The sequence below is a fragment of the Pseudomonas sp. X4 genome, from assembly GCF_040784925.1.
In the GTDB taxonomy this organism is placed as follows: Bacteria; Pseudomonadota; Gammaproteobacteria; order Pseudomonadales; family Pseudomonadaceae; genus Aquipseudomonas; species Aquipseudomonas putida_Z.
This window is the reverse complement of sequence record NZ_CP160798.1, coordinates 476726-489947: the sequence shown is the minus strand read 5'-3', so window position 1 is coordinate 489947 and position 13222 is coordinate 476726. Positions and strand designations below refer to the sequence as shown.

The window sequence follows — 13222 nt, the reverse complement described above, 5'->3', positions numbered from 1 at the left end:
GGCCTGCGTGGTGCCCTTGCCGGTGCCATGACACGCTAATTTCTCCCCCCGCCCATCCGTTCCCCTGTGTACACCTCAGGCCGCCACATGCCGCTGCGCCCACGTTCGCGCAGCAGCCGGCCCGCCCCAAACAGACACTGGCAGGAACACCCCATGACGGACGCCTTCGAACTCCCGCTCTCGCTGGTCCAGGCCCTGGCGCAACGCGCCGCACAGACCCCGGACAAAGTCGCCTTGCGCTTTCTGGCCGACGCTCCCGGCGAGCAGGCCGTGCTCAGCTACCGGGACCTCGATCAGCGTGGGCGCACCATCGCCGCTGCCTTGCAAACCCGGGCCAGCTTCGGCGACCGCGCGGTGCTGTTGTTCCCCAGCGGGCCAGACTATGTAGCGGCGTTTTTCGGCTGCCTGTATGCCGGCGTGATTGCGGTGCCGGCCTACCCGCCGGAGTCCGCGCGCCAGCACCACCAGCAGCGCTTGCTGTCGATCATCGACGACGCCGAGCCGCGCCTGCTGCTCACCGTCGCGGCCCTGCACGACAGCCTGCGGGGCCTGGAGGCCCTGGCGGCGGCCAACGCCCCCGAACTGCTGGCGGTGGATGGCCTGGCCCCGGCACTGGCTGCGAACTGGCGCGAGCCCGCGCTCAAGGGTGATGACATCGCCTTCCTGCAGTACACCTCCGGCTCCACCGCACTGCCCAAGGGCGTGCAGGTCAGCCATGGCAACCTGGTGGCCAACGAACAGCTGATCCGCCAAGGCTTTGGCATCGACCTCAACCCCGACGACGTGATCGTCAGCTGGCTGCCGCTGTACCACGACATGGGCCTGATCGGCGGCCTGCTGCAGCCGATCTTCAGCGGCGTGCCCTGTGTGCTGATGTCGCCGGGCTACTTCCTGGCCCGGCCGCTGCGCTGGTTACAGGCCATCAGCGAGTACGGCGGCACCATCAGCGGCGGCCCCGACTTCGCCTACCGGCTGTGCAGCGAGCGGGTCAGCGAGGCCTCCCTGGCCGGGCTCGACCTAAGCCGCTGGCGGGTGGCCTACTCCGGTTCCGAGCCAATCCGCCAGGACAGCCTGGCGGCCTTTGCCGACAAGTTCCAGGCCTGCGGCTTCGACCCGCAGAGCTTCTTCGCCAGCTACGGCCTGGCCGAGGCGACCCTGTTCGTCAGCGGCAGCCGCCGTGGCCAGGGCATCGCCGCGCTGGAGCTGGACGCCGAAGCCTTTGCCGACAACCGTGCGGAACCTGGCAAGGGCAGTGTGCTGATGAGCTGTGGCTACCCGCAGCCCGGGCATGCCGTGCGCATTGTCGAACCACAACGCCTGCAGGTGCTGGGCGACAACCAGGTGGGCGAGATCTGGGCCGGCGGCCCGAGCATCGCCCTGGGCTACTGGCGCAACCCCGAGGCCAGCGCCCGCACCTTCGTCGAGATGGACGGCCAGACCTGGCTGCGTACCGGTGACCTGGGCTTCATGCGCGAAGGGGAAGTGTTCGTCACCGGCCGACTGAAGGACATGCTCATCGTGCGCGGGCAGAACCTGTACCCGCAGGACCTGGAAAAAACCCTCGAGCGCGAAGTGGATGTGCTGCGCAAAGGCCGGGTGGCAGTGTTCGCCGTCGAGCAGCAAGGCGAGGAGGGCATTGGCGTGGCGGTGGAAATCAGCCGCAACGTGCAGAAGGCAATCAAGCCCCAGGCGTTGATCAAGACCCTGCGTCAGGTGATCGCCGACGCCTGCCGCCAGGCCCCGGCCGTGGTCCTGCTGCTGAACCCGGGCGCGCTGCCCAAGACCTCCAGCGGCAAGCTGCAGCGTTCGGCTTGCCGCCTGCGCATGGACGATGGCAGCCTGGACTGCTACGCCCGCTTCCCTGAGGTGAGCGAGCCCGTTGCCACGGATGCCGCTGGCGATGAGCTGCAGGCGCGCATCGCCGGTGTGTGGCGCGACATCCTCAAGGTCGAGGCGGTGGCGGCAGACGACCACTTCCTGCTGCTGGGTGGCAACTCCATCGCCGCTACCCACGCCACCGCACGCCTGGCCGATGAATTGGGCATCGAGCTGGGCCTGCGCACCCTGTTCGAGGCGCCGATACTGGCTGACTACGCCAAGGCCGTGGCCGCGATCATCGCCGAAGGCGGTGGCCGGGTCGGCGCCATCGCTGCCCTGGAACGCACCCAGGCGCTGCCCCAGTCGCTGGCGCAAAACCGCCTGTGGCTGCTGTGGCAGTTGGACCCGCAGTCGGCGGCCTACAACATTCCGGCCGGCCTGCAGTTGCGCGGTGAGCTGGACGAAAACGCACTGGAAGCGGCCTTCCAGGCGCTGGTGGCGCGCCATGAATCGCTGCGTACCCTGTTTGCCGAAGAGAACGGCCAGGCCCTGCAGCGCATCCAGGCGCAGCAGCCGTTCGACCTTCGCCGCCTGGACCTCGAAGGCCAGGCCGCCGAACAGGTCGTCGCCCAGCGTGAAGCCGAAGCTCGCCAGCCGTTCGACCTGACCCGGGGGCCGTTGCTGCGGGTGACCCTGGCGCGCCTGGACGATGAACACCATCAACTGTGGGTGACCCTGCACCATATCGTCGCCGACGGCTGGTCGCTGAACATCCTGCTCGACGAATTCGCCAAACTGTACGCCGCCCATTGCCAGGGCCTCGAGGCCAACCTGGCACCGCTGACCCTGGGTTATGCCGACTACGGCACCTGGCAGCGACAGTGGCTGGCCGCAGGCGAGGCCGAGCGTCAGCTGCAGTACTGGCAGGCGCGCCTGGGGGATGAACTGCCGGTGCTCGACCTGTGCACCGACCACCCGCGCACCAGCCAGCGCGACCACCGCGCCGCCCGTTTCAACCTCAAGGTACCGGCCAGGCTCACCGAAGTGCTCAAGGGCCTGGCCCGCGAACAGCAGGCCAGCCTGTTCATGGTACTGCTGGCCGGCTGGCAGGCGCTGTTGTACCGCTACAGTGGCCAGGCCGATATCCGTGTCGGCGTGCCCAACGCCAACCGCCCGCGCCTGGAAACCCAAGGCATGGTCGGCTTCTTCATCAACACCCAGGTGCTGCGTGCGCAACTCGATGGCCGCCTGCCGTTCGACCAGTTGCTGGCCCAGGTGCGCCAGGCCACCCTGGATGCCCAGGCCAACCAGGACCTGCCGTTCGAGCAACTGCTCGAAGCCTTGCCCGAGGCTCGCGAGCAAGGCCTGTTCCAGGTCATGTTCAACCACCAGCAACGTGACCTGTCTGCCCTGCGCCGCCTGCCGGGCCTGCTGGCCGAAGAGCTGCCGTGGCACAGTCGCGAAGCCAAGTTCGACTTGCAGCTGCACAGTGAAGAAGACCACCAGGGCCGCCTGAGCCTGGCCTTCGACTATGCCGCCGAATTGTTCGATGCCAGCACCGTCAAGCGCCTGGCCCAGCACCTGCTGGCCCTGCTCGAGCAGGTGTGTGCCGAGCCGCAGCGGGCGCTGGGCGAGGTGCAACTGCTCGACGAGCCTGGCCGCGCGCAACTGCTGAGCTGGGGCGAGGCACCCGCTGCGGCGCCGCAGCGCCTGCTGGTCGAACAGCTCAATGAGCAGGCACGCCTGACCCCGCAGCGCACCGCCCTGGTGTGGGACGGTGGCAGCCTGGATTACGCCGAGTTGCACCAGCAAGCCAACCGTCTGGCCCACTACCTGCGTGACAAAGGTGTAGGCCCCGACACCTGCGTGGCCATCGCCGTCGAGCGTTCGCCGCAGCTGCTGGTGGGCCTGCTGGCCATTCTCAAGGCCGGTGGTGCCTATGTGCCGCTGGACGTCGATTACCCGGCCGAGCGCCTGGCCTACATGCTCGCCGACTGCAACGCTGGCCTGTTGCTGAGCCACAGCAACCTGCTGGGCAAGCTGCCACAGGTGGACGGCGTCAGCGCCATCGCCCTCGACCAGCTGCACCTGGACAGCTGGCCAAGCCATGCCCCCGGCCTGCACCTGCATGGCGACAACCTGGCCTATGTGATCTACACCTCCGGCTCCACCGGCCAGCCCAAGGGCGTGGGCAATACCCACGCGGCACTGGCCGAGCGCCTGCAATGGATGCAGGCCAGCTATGTGCTGGACGACAGCGACGTGCTGATGCAGAAGGCGCCGATCAGCTTCGACGTTTCGGTGTGGGAATGCTTCTGGCCACTGGTGACCGGTTGCAAGCTGGTGCTCGCCGGCCCTGGCGAGCACCGCGACCCGCAGCGCATCGCCGCGCTGGTGCAGGCCCATGGCGTGACCACGCTGCACTTCGTGCCGCCGCTGTTGCAGGTGTTCGTCCAGGAGCCGCAGGCGGGTGCCTGCAGCAGCCTGCGCCGGCTGTTCTCCGGTGGCGAAGCGCTGTCCGCGGCACTGCGTGACCGCGTGCTGCAGGTGCTGCCGCAGGTGCAGTTGCACAACCGCTATGGCCCGACCGAAACCGCCATCAACGTCACCCACTGGCACTGCCAGGCCACCGATGGCGAACGCTCGCCGATCGGCCGCCCGCTGGGCAATGTGCTGTGCCGTGTGCTGGACGACGAGCTGGAACTGACCGCCCCCGGTGTGCCGGGCGAGCTGTACCTTGGCGGTGCAGGCCTGGCCCGTGGCTACCTGGGCCGCCCGGGCCTCACCGCCGAGCGCTTCGTGCCCCAGGCTGACGGCAATGGCGAGCGCCTGTACCGCAGTGGCGACCGCGCCTGCTGGCAGGTGCAGACCGAGGCGCTGGAATACCTTGGCCGCCTCGACCAGCAGGTCAAGGTGCGTGGCTTCCGTGTCGAACCCGAGGAAGTCCAGGCCTGCCTGCTGGCGCAAGCGGGGGTCGAACAGGCGCTGGTGCTGATTCACAAGGATGCCGTAGGCGCGCAACTGGTCGGCTACTACAGTGGCAGCGCCCAGCCTGATGCATTGCTGACGGTGCTGGCTGAACAACTACCGGCCTACATGGTGCCGGCACAACTCATCCCGCTGGCGCAGATGCCGCTGGGCCCCAGCGGCAAGGTCGACCGCAAGGCGTTGCCGGCCCCGGTGTGGCAGCAGCGGGAGCACATCGAGCCGCAAACCGAGTTGCAGCAGCAGGTCGCTGCCATCTGGCGTGAAGTGCTGAACCTGCCGCGCGTTGGCCTGCAGGATGACTTCTTCGCCCTCGGCGGCCATTCGCTGCTGGCCACTCAAATTGTCTCGCGCACGCGTCAGGCCTGTGATGTCGAGCTGCCGCTCAAGGCCCTGTTCGACGCCAGCGAACTGGGCGCCTTCTGTGCCGAGATCACGCGTATCCGCGCTGCCGGTGAGCGCAACCTGCAAGGCGCAATCACCCGAGTCGACCGCCGTCAGGCGGTGCCGCTGTCGTACTCGCAGCAGCGCATGTGGTTCCTCTGGCAAATGGAGCCGGGCAGCCCGGCGTACAACGTTGGCGGCATGGCGCGCTTGCGTGGCACCCTGCATGTGGATGCCTTCGAGCGTGCGCTGCAGGCGCTGGTGGTGCGCCACGAAACCCTGCGCACCACCTTCCCCAGCATCGATGGCGTGCCGTATCAGTGCGTGGCCGAAGACAGCAGCCTGCACCTCGACTGGCAGGATTTCAGCGCTTTGCCCGCCGATGCCCGCCAACAACGCCTGCAACAACTGGCCGACGACCAGGCACACCAGCCGTTCGACCTGGAGCGCGGTCCGTTGCTGCGTGCCTGTCTGGTCAAAGCCCAAGAGCGCGAGCACTTCTTCGTGCTGACCCTGCACCATATCGTCACCGAGGGCTGGGCGATGGACATCTTCGCCCGCGAACTGGGCGAGCTGTACGAGGCCTTCGTCGATGACCGCGAATCGCCGCTGGCGCCGCCGCCGGTGCAGTACCTGGACTACAGCGTGTGGCAACGGCAATGGCTGGAAAGCGGCGAGGGCGCCCGCCAGCTGGCCTACTGGCAGGCCCGCCTGGGCGATGAACACCCGGTACTGGCGCTGCCTGCCGACCGCCCGCGCCCGGCAGTGCAGAGCCACCGTGGCGAGCTGTACCGCTTCGAGCTCGACCCGGCGCTGGTCGCCCGCGTGCATGCCTTCAACAGCCAGCGTGGCCTGACCCTGTTCATGACCATGACTGCCACCCTGGCCGCCTTGCTGCACCGCTACAGCGGCCAGCGTGACCTGCGCATTGGCGCGCCGGTGGCCAACCGCATCCGCCCGGAAAGCGAAGGGCTGATCGGCGCGTTCCTCAACACCCAGGTGCTGCGTTGCGAGCTGGACGGCCAGATGAGCGCCGCACAGTTGCTGGAGCAGGTACGCCAGGTTGCCATCGAAGGCCAGTCGCACCAGGACCTGCCGTTCGACCAGCTGGTGGAAGCCCTGCAGCCACCGCGCAGCAGCGCCTACAACCCGCTGTTCCAGGTGATGTGCAACGTGCAGCGCTGGGCCTTCCAGCAAAGCCGCCAGCTTGCCGGCATGCAGGTGGACTACCTGGTCAACGACGCCAGCGCCACCAAGTTCGACCTGTACCTGGAGGTGACCGACCTCGACGGCCGCCTGGGTTGCTGCCTGACCTACAGCCGTGATCTGTTCGACGAACCACGCATCGCACGCATGGCCGAGCACTGGCAGCAATTGCTGGCCGGCCTGCTCGACAACCCGCAACAGCGCCTGTGCGAGCTGCCGATGCTGAGCAGCGCCGAGCAGCATGTGCTGGCGGGCCAGTTGCAGGGCGAGCAGGATCTGGCTCTCGACCAGACCGTGCACGGCCTGTTCGCCGCCCAGGCTGCGCGCACGCCACACGCTGGCGCGTTGACCTTCGCCGGCCGGCACATGACCTATGCCGAACTCGACCAGCAGGCCAACCGCCTGGCCCGCGCCCTGCGCGAGCGTGGCGTCGGCCCGCAGGTGCGTGTGGGCCTGGCGCTGGAGCGTTCGCTGGAAATGGTCGTCGGCCTGCTGGCCATCCTCAAGGCCGGTGGCGCCTATGTGCCGCTCGACCCCGAATACCCGCTCGACCGCCTGCGCTACATGATCGAAGACAGCCGCATCGGCGTGCTGCTCAGCCAGCGCGCGTTGCTGCAAACCCTGGGTGAGCTGCCCGAGGGTGTGGCGCGCTGGAGCCTGGAGGACGACAGCGCCAGCCTGTCGGCCTACAGCGATGCGCCGCTGGACAACCTCAACCTGCCGCAGCACCAGGCCTACCTGATCTACACCTCCGGTTCCACCGGCAAGCCCAAGGGCGTGGTAGTCAGCCACGGCGAGTTCGCCATGCATTGCCAGGCGGTGATCGACGCGTTCGGCATGCGCAGCGATGACTGCGAGCTGCACTTCTATTCGATCAATTTCGACGCCGCCAGCGAACGCCTGTGGGTGCCGCTGCTGTGTGGCGCCCGCGTGGTGCTGCGCGCCCAGGGGCAGTGGGGCGCCGAAGACATCTGCCAGCTGGTGCGCGAGCAGCAGGTGAGCATCCTCGGCTTCACGCCCAGCTACGGTAGCCAGTTGGCGCAGTACCTGGCCGGGCAGGGCGAACAGTTGCCAGTGCGCCTGGTCATTACCGGTGGTGAAGCGCTGACCGGCGAACACCTGCAGCGCATCCGCCAGGCCTTCGCGCCGCAGCAGTTCTTCAACGCCTACGGGCCGACCGAAACCGTGGTCATGCCGCTGGCCTGCCTGGCACCACAGACGCTGCCGGCAGAACTGGGCAGCGTACCGATCGGCCGCGTCATCGGTAGCCGCACGGCCTACATCCTCGACGAAGACCTTGCCCTGTTGCCGCAAGGCGGCATTGGCGAGCTGTATGTCGGCGGTGCCGGCCTGGCCCAGGGTTACCACGACCGCCCGGGCCTTAGCGCCGAGCGCTTCGTCGCCGACCCGTTCGGCAGCGAAGGCGGGCGCCTGTATCGCACCGGTGACCTGGTGCGCCTGGGCAGCGATGGCCTGGTCGAGTACGTCGGCCGCGCCGACCAGCAGGTGAAGATTCGCGGTTTCCGTATCGAGCTGGGCGAAATCGAAAGCCGCCTGCAGGCGCATGCCGATGTCGACGAGGCTGTGGTGCTGGCCCTCGACCTGCCGGGCGGCAAGCAACTGGTGGGTTACCTGGTGTGCGGGCAGGCCGCTGCCGACAGCGAGGCCCAGGGCCTGCTGCGCGACGCGGTGAAAGCCGATGCCCGCCAGCACCTGCCGGACTACATGGTGCCGGCGCACCTGGTGCTGCTCGACAGCCTGCCGCTGATGGGCAACGGCAAGCTCGACCGCCGTGCGCTGCCGTTGCCGGACCTGGAACAGGCACGCCAGCAGTACCAGGCGCCTGGCAACGAGGTGGAAGCGCAACTGGCGCAGATCTGGCGCGACGTGCTCAACGTTGCCCGGGTCGGCGTGCAGGACAACTTCTTCGAGCTGGGCGGCGACTCGATCCTGTCGATCCAGGTAGTCAGCCGGGCTCGTCAGGCCGGCTTGCAGTTCACCCCGCGCGACCTGTTCCAGCATCAGACCATCCAGACCCTGGCCGCCATCGTTCAGCGCAGCGAAGCCGCCAGCAGCATCGAACAGGGCCAGCGCCAAGGCCAGGCCGGCCTCACGCCGATCCAGCACTGGTTCTTCGACAGTGAAGTGCCACAGCCGCAGCACTGGAACCAGGCTGTTCTGCTGGAGGCGCGCAAGCCGCTGGATGAGGGGGTACTGGAGCGAGCCTTGGCCGGCCTGGTGCAGCACCACGACAGCCTGCGCCTGCGCTTCGGCCGGGCCCAGGGCCGCTGGCAGGCTGAATATGCTTCGCCTGCCACCGGGCAATTGCTGTGGACAGCCACGGTCGCCGACTTCGCCGATTGCCAGCCGCTGTATACCGACCTGCAACGCAGCCTCGACCTGGCACAGGGCCCACTGTTGCGCGCCTTGCTGGTTAATGACGGGCAGGGTGGCCAGCGCCTGTTGCTGGCGATCCATCACCTGGTGGTCGATGGCGTGTCGTGGCGCGTGCTGCTGGAGGACCTGCAAGCGCTGTACCGTGGCCAACCGCTGCCGGCCAAGACCCACGCCATGGGCGACTGGGCCGCACGCCTGGCCAGCTATGCCGGCAGCGATTCGCTGCGCGACGAGCTGGGCTGGTGGCAAGGCCAGTTGGGTGGTGTGCGCCGTGAACTGCCATGCGATCACCCGCAGGGCGGCAACCTGCACCGCCACGCCCGTACCCTGGCCATCGGCCTGGATGTGGCGCAGACCCGGCAGTTGCTGCAGCAGGCCCCGGCGGCCTATCACACCCAGGTCAACGACCTGCTGCTGACCGCGCTGGCGCGTGCCCTGTGCCGCTGGAGCGGCGATGAAGAAGTGCTGGTACAGCTTGAGGGCCATGGTCGTGACGGGCTGTTTGAAGACATGGACCTGACCCGCAGCGTCGGCTGGTTCACCAACGCCTACCCGCTGAGCCTGCGCCCGCTGCCAGGCGAGGACGATGCGGCGCGGGCAGACTCGATCAAGCGCATCAAGGAGCAGCTGCGCCAGGTGCCGCACAAAGGGCTGGGCTACGGCGTGCTGCGCTACCTGGCCGATACGGCAGGGCGCGAGCAGATGGCGGCCCTGCCGCAGGCACGCATCACCTTCAACTACCTGGGCCAGTTCGACCAGCAGTTCGACAGCACAGCCCTGTTCCAGCCGCTGGACGCCCCGGCCGGCCTGGCCCACGACCTTGATGCGCCGCTGCCCAACTGGCTGAGTGTCGATGGCCAGGTGTATGGCGGCGCCCTGCAACTGCGCTGGACCTTCAGTGCCGAACGCTACGACGAGCGGACCATCGCCAGCCTGGCCGAAGCCTATCGCCAGGAGCTGCTAGCGCTGGTCGAACATTGCCTGGCTGATGGCAACGGCAGTTTCACGCCATCGGACTTCCCGCTGGCGCACCTGACTCAGGCGCAGATCGACGCGCTACCGGTATCGGCCGCGCAGATCGAGGACGTCTACCCGCTGACGCCGATGCAGGAGGGCATGCTGCTGCACACCCTGCTGGAGCCGGGCACCGGCCTCTACTACATGCAGGACCGCTACCGCATCAACAGCGCGCTCGACCCCGAACGCTTCGCCCAGGCGTGGCAGGCGGTGGTGGCGCGCCACGAAGCGCTACGCGCATCGTTCAGCTGGAACACCGGCGAGGCGATGCTGCAGATCATCCACAAGCCGGGCAACACGCCGGTGGACTACCAGGACTGGCGTGGCCTCGACGACGACGCCCAGGAGCAGCGCCTGCAGGCTCTGCACAAGCAGGAACGCGAGGCCGGTTTCGCCCTGCTCAGCGAGGCGCCGTTCCACCTGCGCCTGGTGCGTGTGGCCGACGAGCGCTACTGGTTCATGATGAGCAACCACCACATCCTCATCGATGCCTGGTGCCGTTCGCTGTTGATGAACGATTTCTTCGAGATCTACCAGGCCCTCGGCGAGGGGCGCCAGGCCCGCTTGCCGGTGCCACCGCGCTACCGCGACTACATCGGCTGGCTGCAACGCCAGGGCCTGGACGACGCGCGAGCCTGGTGGCAGGCCAACCTGGCCGGCTTCGAACGTGCCACCCCCATCCCCAGCGACCGCCCGCTGCGCCACGACCATGCCGGTAGCGGCATGATCGTCGGCGACTGCTATACGCGCCTGGCGGTGAGCGACGGCGTGCGCCTGCGCGAGTTGGCCCAGGCTCACCAGCTCACCGTCAACACCTTCGCCCAGGCGGCCTGGGCCCTGGTACTGGCGCGCTACAGTGGCGACCGCGACGTGGCCTTTGGCGTGACCGTGGCCGGGCGCCCGGTGAGCATGCCGCAGATGCAGCGTACCGTCGGCCTGTTCATCAACAGCGTCGCCCTGCGCGTGCAATTGCCGGTGGCGGGTGAGCGCTGCAGTGTGCGCCAGTGGTTGCAAGGCCTGCTGGAGCGCAACATGGAGCTGCGCGAATATGAATACCTGCCGCTGGTGGCGATCCAGGAATGCAGCGAACTGCCCAAGGGCCAGCCGCTGTTCGACAGCCTGTTCGTGTTCGAGAACGCGCCGGTGGAAACTGCCGTGCTCGACCACGCCCAGCACCTGAATGCCAGCTCCGACTCGGGCCGTACCCACACCAACTTCCCGCTGACAGCGGTGTGCTACCCAGGCGATGACCTTGGCCTGCATCTGTCGTTCGACCAGCGCTACTTCGACTACCCGACCGTCGAGCGCCTGCTGGCCGAGTTCAAGCGCCTGCTGCTGGCGCTGGTGCAAGGCTTTGAAGGGGAGATGAGCGCACTGCCGTTGCTGGGTGCCGAAGAGCAGCGCTTCCTGCTGGAGGACTGCAACCGTACCGCGCGTGCCTATCCGCTGGAACAGAGCTACATCGCGCAGTTCGAGGCGCAGGTGGCCGCGCATCCGCAACGTACCGTGGCCCGCTGCCTGGACGCGTCCTACGACTACGCCGGCTTGAACTTGGCGGCCAACCGCCTGGGCCATGCCTTGATCGCGGCGGGTGTGAACATGGACCAGCCGGTGGCACTGCTGGCCGAGCGTGGGCTACCGCTGCTGGGCATGATCGTCGGCAGCTTCAAGGCCGGCGCCGGCTACCTGCCACTGGACCCGGGCCTGCCGGCGGCGCGCCTGCAAAGCATCATCGAGCTCAGCCGTACACCCGTGCTAGTGTGCAGCGCGGCCTGTGCCGGGCAAGGGCGGCAGTTGCTGGACCAGCTTGCAGTGGCGGCACGGCCGCAGCTACTGGTCTGGGAAGACATCCAGGCCAGCCCGGTGGCCAGCCACAACCCCGGCATTCACAGCGGGCCGGATAACCTCGCCTATGTGATCTATACCTCAGGCTCCACCGGCTTGCCGAAGGGGGTGATGGTCGAGCAGCGCGGCATGCTCAACAACCAGCTGAGCAAGGTGCCGTACCTGGCGCTCGGCGAGCACGACGTGATCGCCCAGACGGCCTCGCAGAGCTTCGACATTTCGGTGTGGCAGTTCCTTGCCGCGCCGCTGTTCGGCGCCAGGGTGGAGATCGTGCCGAACGCCATCGCCCATGACCCGCAGGGCCTGCTGGCGCATGTGCAGGCCACCGGCATCAGCGTGCTGGAGAGCGTGCCGTCGCTGATCCAGGGCATGCTGGCCAACGACCACCAGGCCCTCGATGGCCTGCGCTGGATGCTGCCGACCGGCGAAGCCATGCCACCGGAGCTGGCGGCGCAGTGGCTGCAGCGCTACCCGCAGATCGGCCTGGTCAACGCCTACGGCCCGGCGGAGTGCTCCGATGACGTGGCGTTCTTCCGCGTCGATGCCGCCTCGACCCGTGGCAGCTACCTGCCGATCGGCACGCCGACCGACAACAACCGCCTGTACCTGTTCGGCGAGGACCAGGCGCTGGTGCCACTGGGGGCGACAGGTGAGCTGTGCGTGGCCGGCACCGGCGTGGGCCGTGGCTATGTCGGCGACCCGGTGCGCACGGCGCTGGCGTTCATTCCCCATCCATATGGTGCGCCGGGCGAACGCCTGTACCGCACCGGCGACCTGGCGCGGCAGCGCCCGGACGGGGTGCTGGAGTATGTCGGGCGCATCGACCATCAGGTGAAGATTCGCGGCTACCGCATCGAACTGGGTGAAATCGAAGCCCGCCTGCACGAACAGCCGGAGCTCCGCGACGCTGCCGTTGGCGTGCAGGAGGGCGTCAATGGCAAGCACCTGGTGGGTTACCTGGTGGCGCATCAGGGCGTTGCAGCCGACGCTGCGTTGCTGGAACAGCTCAAGCAGCGCCTGCGTGCCGAGTTGCCGGAGTACATGGTCCCACTGCACTGGGGCTGGTTCGACAGCCTGCCGCACAACGCCAACGGCAAGCTCGACCGCAAGGCCCTGCCGGCCATCGACATCGGTGGCCAGCACAGCCAGGCCTACCAGGCGCCGCGCAACGAGCTGGAAGAGGTACTGGCCGGTATCTGGGCCGATGTGCTCAAGGCCGAGCGGGTCGGGATGCACGACAACTTCTTCGAGCTGGGCGGGCATTCGCTGCTGGCCACGCAGATCGCCTCGCGGGTGCAGAAGCAGTTGAAGTTGAACGTGCCGTTGCGGGCGATGTTCGAGTGCAGCACGGTGGAGGAACTGGCGGTGTATGTGCAGGGGCTGCAGGGCAGTGTGCTGGATGACGACAAGGTCGACCGGCTCAGTGACCTGATGGCCGAGCTGGAGGGGTTGTGACCTGAGCAGATGAGGCCTGCACCGCCCCTGGATTGGTGCACAAAAGTTGAAATTGCTGGGGCCGCTATGCGGCCCTTTCGCGACACAAGGCCGCTCCTACAGATACGGCGTTGTT

The 13222-nt window shown here is 67.8% G+C and carries 1 protein-coding gene; it reads left to right on the top strand.

Annotated features, from left to right (window positions below; genetic code table 11):
• The first annotated feature begins 153 nt into the window (after positions 1-153).
• Entirely contained in the window at positions 154-13107 is a 12954-nt protein-coding gene (locus ABX298_RS02060) for a non-ribosomal peptide synthetase (RefSeq protein WP_367394039.1), read from the top strand.
• The last annotated feature ends 115 nt before the right edge of the window (positions 13108-13222 follow it).

Coding starts and splice junctions, on each gene's coding strand:
- ABX298_RS02060 (WP_367394039.1), top strand. CDS start 154: ATGACGGACGCCTTCGAACTCCCGCTCTCGCTGGTCCAGGCCCTGGCG.